At 35.4% G+C, this 18,000-nt stretch carries 17 protein-coding genes; 9 read left to right on the forward strand and 8 right to left on the reverse strand.

The features are described from left to right. Positions 1 to 43: 43 nt before the first annotated feature. On the reverse strand, positions 44 to 649 hold the full coding sequence (locus tag NBX25_RS20055) for a toxin-antitoxin system YwqK family antitoxin (protein ID WP_250255168.1): 606 nt from the start codon (positions 647 to 649) through the stop codon (positions 44 to 46). Next, entirely contained in the window at positions 630 to 2,771 is a 2,142-nt protein-coding gene (locus NBX25_RS20060) for a zinc metalloprotease (protein ID WP_250255169.1), read from the reverse strand. The genes NBX25_RS20055 and NBX25_RS20060 overlap by 20 nt, the downstream gene beginning before the upstream one ends. Before the next feature lie 537 nt (positions 2,772 to 3,308). On the opposite strand from NBX25_RS20060, the gene NBX25_RS20065 reads away from it, so the two are divergent. From NBX25_RS20065 to NBX25_RS20095, 7 genes are all read left to right on the forward strand, one after another. Further along, positions 3,309 to 3,740, forward strand: coding sequence for an RrF2 family transcriptional regulator (locus NBX25_RS20065; protein WP_250255170.1), 432 nt, complete (start codon positions 3,309 to 3,311; stop codon positions 3,738 to 3,740). Between the two features lie 57 nt (positions 3,741 to 3,797). Then, positions 3,798 to 4,259, forward strand: coding sequence for a hypothetical protein (locus NBX25_RS20070; RefSeq protein ID WP_123908098.1), 462 nt, complete (start codon positions 3,798 to 3,800; stop codon positions 4,257 to 4,259). Further along, the gene (locus NBX25_RS20075) at positions 4,240 to 5,016 is read left to right on the forward strand and encodes a class I SAM-dependent methyltransferase (RefSeq protein ID WP_250255171.1); all 777 of its coding nucleotides are present in this window, start codon (positions 4,240 to 4,242) and stop codon (positions 5,014 to 5,016) included. Before NBX25_RS20070 ends, NBX25_RS20075 begins: the two co-directional genes overlap by 20 nt. 18 nt (positions 5,017 to 5,034) lie before the next feature. After that, a complete protein-coding gene (locus tag NBX25_RS20080; protein WP_123908100.1) occupies positions 5,035 to 5,457 on the forward strand; it encodes a c-type cytochrome in 423 nt (140 codons plus the stop codon). Positions 5,458 to 5,497: 40 nt separating this feature from the next. After that, positions 5,498 to 6,223 (forward strand): iron-sulfur cluster repair di-iron protein, encoded by a 726-nt coding sequence (ric, locus tag NBX25_RS20085; RefSeq protein WP_250255172.1) that lies wholly within the window; start codon positions 5,498 to 5,500, stop codon positions 6,221 to 6,223. 13 nt (positions 6,224 to 6,236) lie between these two features. Continuing rightward, entirely contained in the window at positions 6,237 to 8,480 is a 2,244-nt protein-coding gene (locus NBX25_RS20090) for a nitric-oxide reductase large subunit (RefSeq protein ID WP_250255173.1), read from the forward strand. A gap of 76 nt (positions 8,481 to 8,556) precedes the next feature. Further along, positions 8,557 to 9,009, forward strand: coding sequence for a hemerythrin domain-containing protein (locus NBX25_RS20095; protein WP_250255174.1), 453 nt, complete (start codon positions 8,557 to 8,559; stop codon positions 9,007 to 9,009). A 199-nt stretch (positions 9,010 to 9,208) separates the two neighbouring features. On the opposite strand, the gene NBX25_RS20100 is transcribed toward NBX25_RS20095, so the two are convergent. From NBX25_RS20100 to NBX25_RS20115, 4 genes are all read right to left on the reverse strand, one after another. Then, positions 9,209 to 12,694, reverse strand: coding sequence for a glycosyltransferase family 117 protein (locus tag NBX25_RS20100; protein ID WP_250255175.1), 3,486 nt, complete (start codon positions 12,692 to 12,694; stop codon positions 9,209 to 9,211). Positions 12,695 to 12,800: 106 nt separating this feature from the next. Then, on the reverse strand, positions 12,801 to 13,589 hold the full coding sequence (locus NBX25_RS20105; RefSeq protein ID WP_250255176.1) for an SDR family oxidoreductase: 789 nt from the start codon (positions 13,587 to 13,589) through the stop codon (positions 12,801 to 12,803). 93 nt (positions 13,590 to 13,682) lie between these two features. Continuing rightward, the gene (locus NBX25_RS20110) at positions 13,683 to 14,072 is read right to left on the reverse strand and encodes a RidA family protein (protein WP_250255177.1); all 390 of its coding nucleotides are present in this window, start codon (positions 14,070 to 14,072) and stop codon (positions 13,683 to 13,685) included. Between the two features lie 98 nt (positions 14,073 to 14,170). Then, on the reverse strand, positions 14,171 to 14,734 hold the full coding sequence (locus NBX25_RS20115) for a Crp/Fnr family transcriptional regulator (RefSeq protein WP_250255178.1): 564 nt from the start codon (positions 14,732 to 14,734) through the stop codon (positions 14,171 to 14,173). Between the two features lie 74 nt (positions 14,735 to 14,808). On the opposite strand from NBX25_RS20115, the gene NBX25_RS20120 reads away from it, so the two are divergent. Together NBX25_RS20120 and NBX25_RS20125 are read left to right on the forward strand one after the other, a co-directional pair. Then, a complete protein-coding gene (locus NBX25_RS20120) occupies positions 14,809 to 15,399 on the forward strand; it encodes a Crp/Fnr family transcriptional regulator (RefSeq protein WP_250255179.1) in 591 nt (196 codons plus the stop codon). A gap of 65 nt (positions 15,400 to 15,464) precedes the next feature. Further along, positions 15,465 to 16,400, forward strand: coding sequence for an alpha/beta hydrolase (locus NBX25_RS20125; protein ID WP_250255180.1), 936 nt, complete (start codon positions 15,465 to 15,467; stop codon positions 16,398 to 16,400). 123 nt (positions 16,401 to 16,523) lie between these two features. On the opposite strand, the gene NBX25_RS20130 is transcribed toward NBX25_RS20125, so the two are convergent. Then, positions 16,524 to 17,114 (reverse strand): hypothetical protein, encoded by a 591-nt coding sequence (locus NBX25_RS20130; protein WP_250255181.1) that lies wholly within the window; start codon positions 17,112 to 17,114, stop codon positions 16,524 to 16,526. Positions 17,115 to 17,338: 224 nt separating this feature from the next. Next, positions 17,339 to 17,824 carry an SMI1/KNR4 family protein gene (locus NBX25_RS20135; protein ID WP_250255182.1) on the reverse strand — a complete coding sequence of 162 codons (486 nt, stop codon included), beginning with the start codon at positions 17,822 to 17,824 and terminating at the stop codon, positions 17,339 to 17,341. Positions 17,825 to 18,000 lie beyond the last annotated feature (176 nt).

Consider the following 18,000-nt stretch of genomic DNA (forward strand, 5'->3'; position numbering starts at 1 on the left):
TCAAAAAATTTTTGATATCCTTCCATATGAATTTCCACCTTTTTTAGTTTTTAACGAACTCTGTTCTGCTGTGAATTAATTCTCCATTTTTATAGATAAAATAATCAATTCTGCTTCCTGACTTCTGCCACCATTCCCCATGAGGTAGACCATTCTCATATATTTCTATTTTAATGGGATTAATAGTTTGTTTATATTTTTTATCTCCTGACAACGATTTTATAGCGTCCATGTTTTCTGTAGAATAGAAATCTTCATTCCTATAATATTTCCAAACTCCATCTTTCATTCCATTTTTAAATACTGCAACTATGCTATATGGACTATACTCGCTCCATGATTCATTAATATTTACGATCTTATAAGTTCCATTTATGGGCGTCTGATTACTCCTTAGCAGTAATTTATCATTACAATTAGGTTTAATATAAATTGGACCTTCAAAATTGAATGATTTTTTATCCTTTACTGCTTTAATTACAGTCACTCCATCAGAAAATGATTCATTATAACGCATACAATTTCCCCAATATATTTCAGAGGAACTCAATTGAGGGATTGAATCTACTTTAACATTAATGTTTGAGTTTGCTTTACACGAAACAAATAATGCTAATAAAAGAATATAATTAAGAAATCTCTGTACCATTAGTTGCGTTTATTTTAATTAAATCTCCTCTTTGAGAAGATGTTCTTACATCTCCAAGCATAATATCCCACTGATATTTATACAAATATATTCCAAAATCTACAGGAATAGTTACAATACTAGAATCTTTTGGGTAATCCATTACATTAAGAGTTTCACTTTTAATAAAATGATGCCTATTACTATTTTCAGTAAAGTCTACAAATGGATGATGCAAAGCTAATGAATGTCCTACCTCATGAGCAGGGACTTCTTTTGCATTTTCTTCCAGTAATGACCTTGCTAAAATTAAATATTTACTATCATAAGAAACTTGATCTACTCTTCCTTTAAAATTATTGTAAATTTCCATTCCTGAACTATCTAAACCATTATATTCAACTATAGTAAAAGGAATTAAAAAAATCAAAATTCCTCTTTCATCTTGCCCGTTTGATCTAATATATTCTCTTATTAAACCATTGATAAGCTCATCAGAATTCACTCTTAAAGTAAAATCATTATATTCACTATATTGAAGTAGTGATCTCTTAATTAGATCTACCCCATTTGTTATTGAAGAAGGTGGACTATTAAAATTATAATTAAGAAAATCAATTTCTAAAGTTTTATTGCTAGGTAAAATATTTGTTTTAATAAGACTCTGATTTAATGTATTATTAAACAGCCCTATATTCCCTTTTACATATGTTTCTAAAAAAGTGTTACTCAAAATATTTGTTTTATTTATCGTTGCAATTCCATTGACGACATTAGGGTTTGTTAATGTTACGGATTTAGTATTAAAATTTATTAATGTATTTAGTTTTGTAATTCCAGTACTCAATGTCATGTTGCAAGGTAAATTATCTATTTTTCCTTTAAATTTCACATTTATATATTGAACATTCAATTTGTATTCAATATCATTTTTATAAATATTCAACAATCCAATAATCTCTCCAACATAATTAGTAGTAGTTGTTTTGGTGTCGTCAAAAAAACGAACCTCAATCACCGAATGGTTACTAATAGGCTTAACAAACTTAATTTTGATTTTTTTATTAAGTGTCGTACCTTTATTGATTTCACTCACCTGTGTTTCAACATCTCCCGAAAGTAAAATCTTATCCATATCTTCTGTAAGAAGCATTACTTTCACTCTTCCTGTAGCAGAATGATCTGCATCTAAAACAATGTCTAATAATACTTCATTTTCAGTAGTATTAAAAGCAGCATACCATGTTGTTAAATATTCTTTTTCATTAATCTCTAAAAGTTTTTTTGTTGAGTTCACCATAGATTTCACGCTTCCTTTCTCGCTTACAGAAGAATACAGAAATACTGGAGAATATTCCTTTTTCATTTCTTGTAAACTGGAAAGCAGCTTCATTGTTTGCAATGAGCCAAAACTACCTAAAGCACTTTTAATACGATTAAAGTTTGTCAAGTCTACATCGTCAGATTTATACACAACACCTATTCCACGACCAGTGATTAGATCAAGTTCTTCAAATTGATGTCGTTGCGATTCTCCAGCAATGGGTAATAAAGATGCTTCGGGATCATCAAAAAAAATATCTGATGGAGATATGGATACTGTCCCTGATATTTTAACCCATATCGAATATTCTATGAGTTTTTCTACTCCATCAATGATTCTATGTGTAATTTTAAAATTTACTTTTACATGACTAGGAGATATTACATTATATTGTGGCTTAGGATCTGAGGCTGAATGGCCAGAAACCAAAGTTCTTGTAAAATCAGCAACGTTTAAATTTGCAGTTTCTAATTCAGCCTTCACAAAATCCCCCCAATCATCTCTATACCAATCAAATCCATAAGGCAGATATTGCCTATTTACGTTAGAAAAAGTTTTAGATGCTTTATTATAATCCTGAGCAACCAATGTAGGAAGAGGATTTATTAATTTAAAAATTGCTTCTCCTTTAAAGGTGTTAGTTAACTTAACCTTTATTATAGGTGCTGCTTTCGGATTACCATAACTAACTCCGTCTTTCTCACCATTTTCTGTAATAGCTTTTTCGGCAGTAGTAATGATACTTCCTTTCGAGTACATACTGTGACCTTCCCCAGAAATTTTAGTGTAAACTCCTTTTACAATTCTTGTCCTACTCATATCGTATTCTTTTCCTCATTGATTTGCATATTACATCTAATAATTACCATTCTAAATAATGCTATGATGTGATTTTTAGAAATATTACATAGACTATCAATGTTCCGAAACTGGAATAAAGAATATTTTTTCTTATTTCTATTTTTCATTATGTTGTATTTTTATTATAATAAAAATAGAAAAGTTTTTTGAAATACATTGTAGTAAAACTACGACAATTTAAAATTTAATCACTAACTATTGAATAAAATAAATTTGGGTTCAATGACAAATAAAATTTAAGAGTTGCTAAAACCGCTCCTCAATTTTTTTGAATTTTCACCACCACTCTGAAGAATTGAAATATGTAGCACTTCGTCAGTAATACATATGAAAATTATGTGTTTTCAGAAATTTATGAAGTAAAAATCTTTTGTGTCTTTTGCTGTTAAAGAAAACCTCAATTTATGATCTTTATCAAACCCACTTAAAATAAAAGACTATTTTATCTTTTATTAAAAATAAATTTATACCTTTGTCCTATAAAATTCAGCTAAAATGTTTTCAAAAACCTGCGAATATGCCTTAAGAGCACTAATTTACATTGCCCAGCAATCTAAAAATGACAGCAGGGTCGGTATTAAGGATATTGCCAAAAGCATCAATTCCCCCGAACATTTTATTGCAAAAATTCTACAGGATCTGAGCAGAAAAGGATTTGTACAATCTGCAAAAGGTCCAAACGGAGGATTTTATATGGATTCTAGAAATCTGAATACCAGCATTGCAGATATTGTAAGGGAAATAGATGGTGATAAATTATTTTCAGGCTGTGGGCTTGGACTTAAGCAATGCTCAGAAACTCATCCCTGTCCGCTTCATGAACAATTCAAAAGCATCAGACAGAACCTTCGCATTATGCTTGAAACCTCTAAAATACAGATGTTTGTAGATAACCTTGATTTAGAATTGACTTATCTTAAAACGTAAAAAAAATTTTAAAATAATAAAAGATAAAAAGGTCTTAATATATTTAAATTAAAAAAAATGAAGATTCATCTCAAAAACCCTTTCGTACTGATGTTATTCAGCCTTATGGCAGGAATGTTTATAACGGTCAGTTTTTTAGAAACTCCATTGAAGTTTCAGGTACAGGGAATGACCTTAACAACAGCTTTAGGGTTGGGAAAAATTATGTTTGGAATCTCTACTAACATACAATGGATATTTCTGATCTTAATTCTGATACTTATGATAGTTAGCTATAAGAACTACACCAAAACCGACTTTATGATTCTCATAGCCTTAGTCACTATACTTGCTTCAGAACATCTTTGGATGTTACCGGTTCTGAATTCAAGAGTTGATTTACTTTCATCCGGCAAACCTTTATCACCTACTCCACTGCATGATTATTTTATTTATGCTGAAGCAGGAAAAGCTGCCCTTCTGATGCTTGCCATTATATTACAATTTAAAATTCAGTCTCATGAAAACAGATCCTATTGAAAAAATGTCCGCCCATTGGCTATTAGCTAAAATTGGCAAAAAAGTACTTCGCCCAGGGGGTATTGCTCTTACTCATAAAATGTTATCAATGTTAAATATAACAATCAATGATGATGTAGTGGAATTTGCTCCCGGCCTTGGGCTGACAGCAGAAATAACTTTGAAAAAAAGACCAAAATCTTACACAGGGATTGATGCAGACGAAAATGCCATAAGTTATTTGAACAGTAAGTTTGAACAAAGTCCTGCAGTATTCCGATTGGGAAACGCAGCACTAAGCGCTCTACCTGAACAGTCTGCAGATAAAGTATACGGAGAAGCCATGCTGAGCATGCATGCGGATCACAGAAAATCTGAAATTATTCAGGAAGCTTCCAGGATTTTAGTACCTCAGGGATTTTATGCGATTCATGAACTTGCTTTAACTCCTGACAACCTCGATGAAAATGTAAAATTACAGATACAGAAAGAACTTGCCTTACCCCTAAAAGTAAACACAAGACCATTAACTGTCTCGGAATGGACCTGTTTACTAGAAAAGAAAGGCTTCCAGGTGATAAAAATAGAAACTGCTCCCATGCATCTTTTAAAGCCTCAAAGAATCATCAGTGATGAAGGATTTTCCGGAATCCTGAAAATTGCAGGGAATATCATAACGCAGCCTAAAATCCGATCCCGGATCAAACAGATCAGGAAGGCTTTTAAAAAATATGATGACTACCTCTGTGCCGTAGCTATTCTTGCTCAGAAAAAATAATTTTAAATGATATGCATTATGAAAATACAACTTTTTAATACCGGAATCATTCTGACCTTAGCCTCTATTCTCTTATCCTGCTCAAAGCCTGAAACCACACCGATTCCACAAGCAGATCCATATTCTGCACAGCAATCTTCCCAACCTGTAGAGACAGCCCCGGCACCACCCATTGCAAGTACAGTTTCTGTAGAGGAAGGTCTGAAACTAATTGAAGGAATGGATTGTCTTACCTGTCATAAAACAGATTCAAAATTAATAGGTCCATCCTATCAGGAAGTCGCTGCAAAATATACTGAAGCAGATATTGATAGGCTGGCTCAGAAAATCATTGAAGGCGGAAAAGGAAATTGGGGTGATATCCCAATGGCTCCTCATAATGGCTTGAGTAAAGACAACGCAAAACTTATGGTGAAGTATATTCTTTCATTAAAGAAGTAAAAAAAATTTAAAATAATAAAAGACAAAAAAGTATTATATTATGAACACAAAAACAGATTTTATAGGAAATATGGTAGCTGAAGACTTCAGAACTGCTGCTATTTTTAAAAGACACGGAATCGATTTCTGCTGTAAAGGCGGAAGAACAATAGAAGAAGCATGTAACAATAAAAAACTTGATCCGGAAAAAATTTATGAAGAGCTGGAAGCTCTCCCAAAAAATGAAGGCACTTCTATCGACTTCAATAGCTGGTCACTGGATCTTCTGGCAGATTATATCGAGAAAACACACCATCGGTATGTGGAGGAAAAAACTTCCGTTTTACAGGCTTTTCTTGATAAATTATGCAAAGTTCACGGAGGCAGACATCCGGAATTATTTGAGATCAACGCCATATTTAATGAATCTGCTCACGATCTGGCAGCTCACATAAAAAAAGAAAAACTGATCCTGTTTCCTTTTGTAAAAAATATAAAAAAATCCAAAACATCCGAAAACACCCTGCTACAACCGCCATTCGGAACAGTAGAAAATCCGGTGCATATGATGCAGCATGAACATACAGTAGAAGGAGACCGTTTCAGAAAAATAGCAGAGATTACACATGAATACACTCCTCCTGCTGATGCGTGCAATACGTATAAAGTGGCTTTTGCTATGCTCCAGGATTTTGAAAATGACCTTCACAAACATATTCATCTTGAAAATAATATTCTTTTCCCGAAAGCCATCCAATTGGAAAAAGAATTTAGTCTTGAACCTTAAAAACTGATTCCAAATGACACCTAAAAAACTTTGGAGATGGCTTGCTGTAGTAATGGTTGCTTCGTTTGCTGTCCTTATATTTTACGGAACTGAAATTTACAGGAAAATCCCTCCTATTCCTAATCAGGTCGTAAGTACCGATGGTACCGTGCTTGCTACCGGACAGGACATTAAAGACGGTCAGAATGTTTGGCAGTCTATTGGAGGTCAAACCGTGGGAAGTATATGGGGACATGGTGCCTATATTGCCCCTGACTGGACTGCTGATTACCTCCACAGAGAATCTCTTCTTCTGCTTGATGAGTTGGCTAAAAAAGATAATAAAATCTATAAAGAATTATCTGATGACGAACAGGCAAAATATCAGGTATTGCTGAAAAAGGAACTTCGCACCAATACTTTTGATGAAGGAAAAAATGCAATCATATTCTCCCCGGAAAGAGCAAAAGTACAGAAGCAGCTTTCTCAATATTACTCAAAATTATTCATGAATGATCCTTCCATGGCGCAGCTTCGTGATCAGTATGCTATTCCCAAAAATACAGTCAAAGATAGTGGAAGAATGTCTCAAATGAGTGCTTTTTTCGCCTGGAGTACATGGGTATGCATTACAGAGCGTCCCGGGGATACTGTTACCTATACCAATAACTGGCCGCACGATGAGTCTGTAGGCAATGTTCCACCACCTTCTTTACACTTATGGTCAGGATTCAGTGTATTATTACTACTGGCTTCCGTGGGGTTGTTGGTATTCTATCATGCCAGAAATAAAGAAGAAGAAATCAGTGAGGCTCTTCCTCTTGAAGACCCATTACGAAATATGAAACCCACTCCCTCTATGAAAGCTACGCTGAAATATATCTGGGTAGTCGCATTACTGATACTGGTGCAGATGCTTGCCGGAGTCATTACCGCTCATTATGGAGTTGAAGGAAGCGGATTCTATGGAATTCCTCTGGATGAGTTTCTTCCCCAGTCGGTTTCCAGAAGCTGGCATGTACAATTAGCCATATTCTGGATTGCTACCTCCTGGTTGGCTACAGGACTTTACATAGCTCCAGCGGTATCCGGACATGAACCGAAATATCAAAAATTAGGGGTCAATCTCTTGTTTGGAGCATTATTAATTGTTGTATTAGGATCTTTAACCGGGCAATGGCTTGGGGTCATGCAAAAATTGGGACTGGTAAATAACTTCCTATGGGGCCATCAGGGATATGAATATGTAGAACTGGGAAGAATCTGGCAGATTTTATTGCTTATCGGATTGATCCTTTGGTTGGTTTTAATGGTAAGAGCCCTCCTTCCTGCCTTAAAACGTAAAGATGGTGATCGTCATTTATTGCTTTTATTTACGCTTTCTTCTGTTGCTATTGCTATGTTTTATGGTGCCGGACTTATGTATGGAAGACAAACCCACATGGCGATTGCAGAATATTGGAGATGGTGGGTAGTTCACCTTTGGGTAGAAGGGTTCTTTGAAGTTTTTGCCACAGTAGTTGCTGCTTTCCTGTTTACCAGATTAGGTTTATTACGATTAAAATCGGCAACTAATGCAGTGTTATTTTCCACTATTATTTTCCTGGCAGGAGGTATTCTGGGAACATTCCATCACTTGTATTTCAGTGCAACGCCTACCGCTGTACTTGCATTAGGAGCTACTTTCAGTGCGTTGGAAATTGTACCTCTTGTATTGATTGGGTATGAAGCTTATCAGAACTACCAGCTGAGTAAATCTACCCAATGGATCAAAGCTTACAAATGGCCCATCTACTGTTTTATTGCCATGTGTTTCTGGAATTTTCTGGGAGCCGGAATCTTTGGATTCGCCATCAACCCTCCTATTGCCTTATATTATATTCAGGGATTAAACACTACTGCTGTGCACGGTCATGCCGCTCTGTTTGGAGTATATGGAATTTTAGGAATCGGATTGATGATGTTTGTACTCCGGGGGCTTTATCCTGATCGTGAATGGAATGACAAATTAATAGGCTGGGCTTTCTGGTTAACCAATATCGGATTGCTGGTGATGGTTACCATTAGTCTTCTTCCTATAGGAATTATGCAATCTGTAGCTTCTATTAAAGAAGGATATTGGTATGCGCGTTCCGCAGAGTTTATGCAAACAGATATTATGCATTTCTTACGATGGATGAGAGTTCCGGGCGATATTTTATTAGCTGCCGGAGAGCTGTTACTTGTTATTTTCATCATCGGGTTAAAATTTGGATGGTCATTGAAAGAAAAACGTTAACCCATCTTCATTAAACCTTATGGACCTGAAAATCTATAAGGTTTAATATTTTTATTTCTTCTCAAATTAAAAAGTCATGAAACGCAATGAAAATATAGTACTCCTTTCAAGAGATCATCATTCCGGACTGCTTTGCAGCTGGAAGATCAGGCAAGGAATAAAGAAAGAAATTGAATCTGAGCGAATTAAAAAGTACATTATTTATTTTTTTGAACATCATCTGGAAGATCATTTCAGAGAGGAAGAAGAAATTCTTTGTCCTTCTTTTGAGGATGAATATACAGAGCGTATCCGATCAGAACACCAACAGATAAAGATATTGATTTCTCAAATTAAAGATTCAGGAGCGCCTTATTTATTTTCTGATTTTGCAGACCTTCTTGAGCAGCATATCCGCTTTGAAGAACGGAATTGGTTTCCTCATTTAGAAAAAAAGCTAGAGAGTTCCGACCTGAATAAGATTGGAAAAGACCTGGATCATATTCATGTTGAGAAAAAAGAAATGTATCATGATGAATTCTGGAAATAGTTTCTATACATATCAAAACAAAAATACTGTTTCAACATTCGAAGAAACAGCACTTTTGAAACAGTATTTTTTAATAAAACCCATTAAGGAGATAAGTTTTCAGAATGTACAGGTAAAATCAAAGATTTTAAAAACGAAACTATAAAAACAAATCCCTTTATTCTGAAAGCCTTACCTCATCTTAATGGTTATATTTTTACTATTGTGTTGCTTTAATGATTGCTGCAGTAATCTGTTCCTCTTTCTTTTTTGCATAAGTAGAATCAAAAGGCTCCATGACATTGAATAAATACTGATAAAAAGGAGTGATCTGCTGAACGTTTTCAGATTCTTTCATCGCTCTTTCTTTATCCATCTGTTGCAAATTTTTCACAAAAACATTAAACTTTTTATCCACCGGTTCCACCGATTTCAACAGATAGTTCTGAGCTTTTCCATTTTGGCCTAATGTTCTGTAGGCTTCTGTTACTCCGGAAACAACAAAAGCATATTCCATAGGTTTGGATCTCATTTGTCTTCTGGCGACAGCCCTAAACTTAGAAGAAAGATTCAGATAATAATCATATTCACTAAAAATTTCTTTTTTCAGATTTTCTGCCAATTGAATTCCTTTCTGTTCCTGCCCTGCCACGATATAAGCTGTAACAAGAGCACTTAATGAACGTGGATCATTGTATTTCTCCGCAGGTATTTCTTTGGCTGCCAGATTCAGTAATTCCAATGCTTTTTCTTTCTGTCCATTTGCTGCTAAAGCTAAAACAGCTCTGCTTACAGACGTCCTGTAATTTATAATATTGGAAGTAGCCGTTTCATCATAATAAACATTCAGGTCCTTAAAGTTACCCCATTTATAATTTTTCACCACTTGATAAAGAGAATCAGCATCCACTCTGCCTTTATCCCCATCCGGGCTTTGAGGAGTATGGATAGGAATCAGCCTGTAACTAAAACCATCGAACTGCAGGTAATCATCAAGGTAAAAAATATTTTCGCTATCATATATTCCTCCTGAAGAGAAGTTGATCGGACGCTTCCAATCAAAATTAGCCAGAATATCCAGCATAATAAGATGGCTTTTATAAAGAGTATTGGCTTCATATTTAATCATAATCTGATCTACTGTATTTGGGAGATCAGCCTGATTAATAATTCCAGACTTCACTGCATTTTCCTTATTGACAGGAAGAATGAATTGATGTACCGGAATGATATTGTATTTTTCATATTCTTTTTCCCCGAAATACATTTTCAGTAACTCATCTTTTGCCGGAGATTTATATTTCAGAAATTTAATCGCATCTTTTAAGGTCATTGAATCCTGAGTCAGAAATTTTCTGAATTCCTGAAATTCAGTTTCAGGAGCTGCCTGCTCTTTTAACATAGCAAACAATCCTTCCCAGTCTTCTTTTTTCATCAGATAAACCTGATCGTTGACGCCGTCTCTGTAATCCTCATGGGTTAATTCACCCGGAACTCCCATGGCATTATAAGTTTTTCTTTTTACCTGATCGATATTCCACGGAGTGGCAAGCATAGTGAAATTCACGGTTTTCACATCATCCCTTACCCTTTCTGTTTCCTGAATTCCCCAAACCGGATACGTATCATTATCAGCATAGGTAAAAATAATTCCGTTTTTAGGCAATGACACCAGGAAGGAATAGGCCGAATCATAAGCCGCTGACTTCTGGCTCCGATCATGTGGAACATAATTCTGAAACCCCATCATAAAAGGAATTCCTAACAAAACTATCCCGAATATCATATTTACTGCATTAGATTTTACTTTGGACTGAATAAACCATAGAACAGATCCGGCTCCCAACCCAATCCAGATGGCAAAGGCATAGAATGACCCTACCATTGCATAATCTCTTTCTCTGGGTTCAAACGGTTTAACGCCTGTATAGAAAACAATTCCGATACTGGTGACAATAAACAGGGAAAGAAGAGCATAGAACCTTCCAAAATCTCTGTTTAACTGAAAGAAGAAACCAATCAATCCCAAGATCAATGGCAGGAAAAAGAATTTCACAGTGCTCTCATTTTTAAATTTTGCAGGAATATTATCCTGATTCCCCAATAAAGCTTTGTCAATAAAAGAAAAACCTGAAATCCAGTTTCCATGAGTATTTTCCAGGTGACCCTGAAAATCATTCTGTCTTCCTACAAAGTTCCACATCAGATATCTTACAAAATAATATCCGTTCTGAAAAGAAAAGAAATAATTCATATTCTGGCCCAATGAAGGTCTTTGCACATTAATAAGATCATAGGGTTTTACCTTCATATAATCTTCAACCGTAATGGAATCATCTTCATATTTGGCTCTTAGTTCATCAAAAATCTGTTTAGCCTGCGGATTATCTGCCACATCCTCATTATCATAGTTGAATGTAAAATCAGGAGCTCCGTACATCGAAATGTAATTGGCCATCACCTCCTTGTCCTCACTAAACATTCTGGGCATAAAGCTTATATGAGATTTATTGTATACATAATTAAACCTTTCCCCTGTTTTTCTATAAGTCTTAGTTTTTTCATCTTTTTCGTAGATATCTCCGGTTATTTTCCTTTTATAGCTTCCGTCTTCATTCTTTTCAAGCCCTTTTTTATCAAGAGCTGCAGTGTAATTTTGTCCGTAGACTGTAGGCCAATCCCCATACTGTTCCCTGTTGTAATAATCCTTCATCCCGATAGCTGTATCAGGATCATTAAGATTCATAGGCGGATTGGCATTTGCCCTGATGGGAATTACCAGCCAGCATGAAAAGCCTATTACCATATACACTACAGATAAAACGATGGTCTGATAGATATTTTTTTTTGTTTTTCTCGCATACGTAATCATCAGATAACAAAGTACTGCCATCAAAATAAAAGCGACGATCGTCCCGGAATGAAAAGGAAGCCCTAACCCATTGACAAAGAAGATTTCCAGCTGTCCGAACATCGTCATAATCAACGGAAAAATAATTTTAAAGACAAATGCTAACACTCCAAGCGTTATCAGATTGGCCAAAATAAAACTCTTCCAGGTAAACGTATAGGTTCTGGCATAATACACCAGGCATATTGCAGGAATGGCCAGCATACACATCATATGAACTCCTACTGAAAGCCCTACAATAAAGAAGATAAGAACAATCCATCTTTCATTATCTGCTGCTTTATATTCGTTTTCCCATTTGGTAATCAGCCATACTAAAATTGCGATAAATAAAGAAGCCATTGAATAGACTTCTCCTTCTACCGCTGAAAACCAAAACGTATCTGAAAACATAAAACATAAAGCACCTATAGTTCCGGCAAACAGAATGGAAATTTCCTGATGCTTCGTAATATCTTCAAAATCCTTATGTAAAAGTCTTCTTAAAAAATGGGTAATAGTCCAAAACAGAAACAAAATCGTCAATGCACTGAAAAGCGCTGACATCGCATTAATCACAATAGAATAATTGCTGCTGTTTCCCAATGCAAAAATACTCGCCACAGCTCCTACAATTTGGAATAAAGCAGCTCCAGGAGCATGTGTTACTTCAAGTTTCGCCGCTGAAGAGATATATTCCCCGCAATCCCAAAAGCTCAGAAAATGCTCCATGGTGGAGAAATAAGTAATTAATGCAATAGCAAAAAGGAACCATCCCAGTACGGTGTTCCATTTTTTAAAAGACCAGTTTTTCATATTAATATTTTCCAATATTAATATGACAATTGGCAGGAAAGGAATATTACATCAACCTGTGAATTTTTCCATAAAATGATGAATCAGGATGAAAACTTAAAATAGTTTAATATGTATTATTCAATCCCCCATCCAAAGGAATATTAGCCCCGGTAAGATAAGAAGCATATTCTGAAGCCAGAAAAGCCACCAGATGACCATACTCTTCCGGTTTTCCGAATCGTTTCATTGGGATTTTACTTTCCCTGGTCTTTTTAATTTCTTCTACAGATGAGTTCATTTTTTGAGCATCATGACTGATTAAATTCTGAATGCGTGCTGTATCAAAATATCCTGTTAAGATATTGTTCACTGTAATATGATGCTGGGCAACTTCGATGGATAAGGTTTTGGCCCAAGCCATTACTGCCGAACGGATAGAATTGGAAAGCGCCAGATTTCCGATGGGTTCTTTTACAGAGAGTGAAGAAACATTGATAATACGGCCGTTTTTCTGCTCAATCATATAAGGTAAAGCCAATAAAGTTGTTTCACAAACCGTTTTAAACAGAAGGTCAAAAGCTTTCTGATAATCTTCAACATTTTTTTCAAGGGCAAGCCCCGGTTCCGGACCATTGGTATTATTCACCAAAATATCTATGGAATGGGTTTTAAAATATCCTGCGATGATTTGTTTATAGCTTTCAAAATCAGAAAAATCAGCAACCAGATATTCATGTTTCTGATCCGGATGAACAGTCGGTAATGAAGCCATAAAATCTTTAAGTTTTGCTTCATTTCTAGCCATTATAGTCACATTAGCCCCACATTTTGCCAGTTCAATGGCAATTCCTGCTCCTATTCCCTGCGTAGCCCCTCCTACCAGAGCATTTTTTGAAAAAAGTTGAATATTCATACACTCTATCTGATTACAAATTATCTTATATAAAGGTAAGAAAAAAACCTCCAAAATACATTGGAGGCAACATTTTTAACCCTGTTGTGAAAATTACTTTACAACCGTGGCTTCTAACTCTACTTTTAAGGTTTCAAATAAACCATTCACCTCAAGCATAGTAACCGCCTGCTCAATATTGTGTTTTGCAATCCATTCCTGAAGAATAGGAAAATGAGGCCATAATTCCTGGGTTGAAGTGGTATAGATATTTAATCTTACAACTCCTTTACACGCATACCCTGCTGTGGTAATCACTTGTTCAAGATTAGCGATGGCTTGCTCCAGCTGGCTTTTCATATCCTTATTACTCGAGGTACCATCCGGATCAATAGCAGCCTGTCCTGAACAGTATAAAGTTGCTGCTGTGTTTTTGACTTCCACAGCTTGTGAATAACTGCGTGCTTCCTGCCATTTCCATGGGTTTACAATTCTTTTTTCCATTGTTGAATTTTGTTATACATTACTCTGCAAAATTGCAGAATAGGCATCTCAAAACTCTGTGACCGGAATCACGATTATTCAGTGACCGAAATCACAACTTATAAAGATAAACGGCTGAGTGTTTCGCGGGAAACGCCCAGATAAGCGGCAAGCAATGATTTGGGAACACGCTGAACAAGAGACGGATATTTTTCCAGGAGTTGTTCATATCGTTCTTTTATTCCGGTTGTCATGGTAGAAATAATGCGCTGTTGTGCTGAAATAAATCCCATATAGGCTTTTTCCAGAAAGAAATGCTCCATTTTAGGATGGATACTACAGATCTTCCTATAATTTTCAAGGCTAAGGCACAATATTTCCGTATCTTCCACACACTCCAATGACATGGTGGCTTTCTGACTCAGATAATAGGCAGGGAAATCGGTTTCCCACCAATCTTCCATGGCAAACCCTACGATATGCTCCTTTCCGGCTTCATCCGTATAGACTAATTTCAAAAGTCCTTTCAACACAAAATAATTATAGGAAACCCACTCTCCTTCTTGTATTAAAAACTGATGCTTCTTGTATTTTTTATAGATAAAACAGGAAGATATATATTCAAACTCTTCTTCACTGAGAGGAAGTATTTTTTCGATATGGGTTCTTAAACGATCCGGCATATGCTATTTCTTAAAGTATAAAAGTACTATTTTTTCATAAAGGAAGTTTGTATATTAGTAGTAAATACACTGTAATGGACACCCATCAATATTTTGACATCCTGATTAGCAAACTTCCTCCCATTAATGATAAGGCTATTTTAAATACCTTAGAAAACCAATATGAGGTTATTAATCTTGAGAAAGGGGAACCTTTAATTGCTTTTCAGTCTAACAACAGGAAAATATATTGTATTCTACAGGGAAGTTTTATCCGAAATATCATTACTTCGAGAGGGGAAGAGAAAACGGTTATGTTCCATACTGAATCTTTCTGCGAATTCTTCAAATCTTATGATTCGGTGTATTTTCATCAAAAAACCAATTATGAAATAAAAGCGAATGAAAAATCGGTAGTGATTGCGGTGGACTATGATTTCTTTTTTAATCTTATTCAAAATGATATAGAGCTCCTTCGTTTTTATACTCATAAAACTGAGGAACTTTTTCTGGCCATTGACCTTTTCCGGAATTTCCAATTGGGATTGACCAGTGAGGAGTACCTAAAATGGCTTTATGAGCATTACAATTTTCTGTTTCTTCGCTTTTCAGGTCAAAATATCGCCAGTTTTATGGGAATCACGAATGTATGGCTCAGCAATCTGAAAGCCAAGATCACTTTTTAAATTACTTTAAACGAATTCTTTTTTCTGATTCTGAACTTTGTGGTGTTAATTTAAATCAGTAAAAAATGAAAACGTATCAAACCAATAAAGCTTGGAAACAATTGAACGAATTGCTTCCTGTTGATTTTCAGATTACAGACCACAATCTTCCCCTTGAAGAAGTATGGCAATGGAAAGGCAACAACATTCACCTTGACCGCTACCCTAATCCTACTGCTGAATACAGGATTTTTCTGCATCACGGGGTAGGAACCAACGGCCGGCAGATGAATATGATCTTCGGTCACCAGATGGCTGCACTTGGATATGAAGTAGTTGCTATTGATAATCTTGGGTATGGGATGACGGAAGTTAATCAAAAAGATATTACTTATAATGATTGGGTACATTGTTTCGCAGATTTTGTAAATTCTGAAACGAAGCGTGATTATAAAAAGCCTGTTCTTTACGGATTAAGCGCCGGAGGAATGGTGTGCTATAACTCGGCATGTTTTATGAATGAAGTACATGGCATTATCGGAATGTGTTTCCTGAAAAATGATGATAAAACCGTTGGAAAAGAAACAGCAAAGTTCGGATGGGCTAATGGGTTTATGTTTCCCATGATGAATCTCCTGAATACAATAGGTTTTAAAAGATTTCAGTTGCCGATGAAAGCAGTTTCCAAAATGAATTTTCTTACCAATAATGAAAAGGCTTTGAAAATCTTTCTGAATGATGATGCATCAGCCGGTGCTAACGTTCAGATGCAGTTTTTATATGAATATATGAATTACCATTTGCCTATTCCTGTAACAGAGTTTAACAAATGTCCTATTCTGCTGACACAACCTGATAAAGACCGATGGACACCACTGCATTTGAGTCAACGATCGATGAAAGGCATTAAAGCTCCTTTTACAGTAAAATTATTAGAAAATGGTGGACATTATCCGATGGAAAAAACAGCTTTGGTGCAGCTTATTCAATATGCGGATGAGTTTATTACATCTTTGAAATAACTCATGAAGACAATCCACAAAAAAGCCTGTAATCTTGATTTACAGGCTTTTTTAAATTATATCTGAGATACTTATGACTTTCGAGATTTTGTATAATTAAATCTTGTATTTCCTCCACCTCGTTTACGTATTACGCTCCATACAGATATAAGAAGATTTCTTTTTGTCATAAAATATTTCTACAAACGGTTCATCTTGTAATCCGATCTGAAAAAGAAACTCCAGGTCCTCGTTCCACTGCATAGGAACGTCATCTTCAGGCCAGGCCATTGCCCAACCGCCCTTATAGGCAAAAACATCATCATTGGAGTAAATAGGATGTGAATCTATCCAGATATCAGTATAGTCATCCGGAGCAAAAGCCATTAAGCTTGGCAGATCATCTCTATCTCCATCATTTTCAACAATCCATTGTTGGATTTCTTCATCTCCGTAATGCATCAATGTTTCAAATGGCGGGTAAATCTCTGTTTCTTTTTCTGTTAAAGCTGTATAGGAGCTTAAGTCAACAGATTCTATATGAACTGGTACAAAGCTAAACTCATCCTGTTCTTCCGTAAGTCCCATCCATTGATGTGGGTGCTTTACAATAAAACGAAGTGGTTCATCTTCATTAGTATAAGCTGTTTTTTCATCCGCCTCATTCGCTGAAATAAACAATTTGGCTTTACGGACCATAGGCTGTGCCTTCTCCTTCAGTTGGTCTATATTCATAAGTAGTGAAATGGTGTTCAATAATTTTCTTTCTATTCAAAAATAAGCCTTTTTATCGGGCTTTACAATCATTACTGGGAATTAAGATAGAAGTTACTTACAGCTATTTGAATGATTTATAAAATCTACTCAATAGACTCATATAAAAGTAATAAAGGCAGAAAACATCTCTACGAACACTTCAAGAACTTCCTTCTTCCAGCCTCCAGCTTCCGTTCAAACTACTAAACTATAAAAGGGTAATTCTCTCCCAATTGGGGATGAATGGCATTCAGCGTATCATAAAAGTTTTGTCTGACAGGTTCTGAAACTTCATCATGCTCATCCAAGTAAAAATCCAATTGTTGAACAATGAATGCCATCTGCAACCATTCTTCAAAACTGATATTCATGGGTTCTGATTTTTCATCATCATGATTATAAAAGAAAACAGTTCCGCTTCTATCCAGAAACCAGCGATCTCCTTGCCCATTTCCTGCAAAACACCAAGAGTCTGACAGGGCATATTCTTTATTTTCATTAACCGCTTCAACAGCATTATATAGAATAGCTTCTGATGCGATCTCCGTTGTTTTGATTACAGAAACAAGCTTTTTATAATGTTCGGGAAAAGGAAAATCAATGATTTTAGGGAAATTCTGTACGTTCCCTTTTGCTTTTAAAATCTCAATTTCTATTTCTTCAATGGATCGTATTTTAAATGAAATCATCAGTAAGCTTTATTAGGGGTTTTCAGCTTACACTCAATTTTCAAATTATGCTGCTTCATCAGCTCTAAAAAAGCCTGGGTAACGAATTTGATCCATTTATTTTCATCTTGAACAGCATATAATCTTCCTGTGAATGAAATGAAAGTAAGGTATACAAATTCATAGTTCTAGTTACT

It is taken from the genome of Chryseobacterium sp. Marseille-Q3244 (assembly GCF_940807095.1).
Lineage (GTDB): Bacteria > Bacteroidota > Bacteroidia > Flavobacteriales > Weeksellaceae > Chryseobacterium.

Coding starts and splice junctions, on each gene's coding strand:
- NBX25_RS20055 (WP_250255168.1), bottom strand. CDS start 649: ATGGTACAGAGATTTCTTAATTATATTCTTTTATTAGCATTATTTGTT.
- NBX25_RS20060 (WP_250255169.1), bottom strand. CDS start 2,771: ATGAGTAGGACAAGAATTGTAAAAGGAGTTTACACTAAAATTTCTGGG.
- NBX25_RS20065 (WP_250255170.1), top strand. CDS start 3,309: ATGTTTTCAAAAACCTGCGAATATGCCTTAAGAGCACTAATTTACATT.
- NBX25_RS20070 (WP_123908098.1), top strand. CDS start 3,798: ATGAAGATTCATCTCAAAAACCCTTTCGTACTGATGTTATTCAGCCTT.
- NBX25_RS20075 (WP_250255171.1), top strand. CDS start 4,240: ATGAAAACAGATCCTATTGAAAAAATGTCCGCCCATTGGCTATTAGCT.
- NBX25_RS20080 (WP_123908100.1), top strand. CDS start 5,035: ATGAAAATACAACTTTTTAATACCGGAATCATTCTGACCTTAGCCTCT.
- ric (WP_250255172.1), top strand. CDS start 5,498: ATGAACACAAAAACAGATTTTATAGGAAATATGGTAGCTGAAGACTTC.
- NBX25_RS20090 (WP_250255173.1), top strand. CDS start 6,237: ATGACACCTAAAAAACTTTGGAGATGGCTTGCTGTAGTAATGGTTGCT.
- NBX25_RS20095 (WP_250255174.1), top strand. CDS start 8,557: ATGAAACGCAATGAAAATATAGTACTCCTTTCAAGAGATCATCATTCC.
- NBX25_RS20100 (WP_250255175.1), bottom strand. CDS start 12,694: ATGAAAAACTGGTCTTTTAAAAAATGGAACACCGTACTGGGATGGTTC.
- NBX25_RS20105 (WP_250255176.1), bottom strand. CDS start 13,589: ATGAATATTCAACTTTTTTCAAAAAATGCTCTGGTAGGAGGGGCTACG.
- NBX25_RS20110 (WP_250255177.1), bottom strand. CDS start 14,072: ATGGAAAAAAGAATTGTAAACCCATGGAAATGGCAGGAAGCACGCAGT.
- NBX25_RS20115 (WP_250255178.1), bottom strand. CDS start 14,734: ATGCCGGATCGTTTAAGAACCCATATCGAAAAAATACTTCCTCTCAGT.
- NBX25_RS20120 (WP_250255179.1), top strand. CDS start 14,809: ATGGACACCCATCAATATTTTGACATCCTGATTAGCAAACTTCCTCCC.
- NBX25_RS20125 (WP_250255180.1), top strand. CDS start 15,465: ATGAAAACGTATCAAACCAATAAAGCTTGGAAACAATTGAACGAATTG.
- NBX25_RS20130 (WP_250255181.1), bottom strand. CDS start 17,114: ATGAATATAGACCAACTGAAGGAGAAGGCACAGCCTATGGTCCGTAAA.
- NBX25_RS20135 (WP_250255182.1), bottom strand. CDS start 17,824: ATGATTTCATTTAAAATACGATCCATTGAAGAAATAGAAATTGAGATT.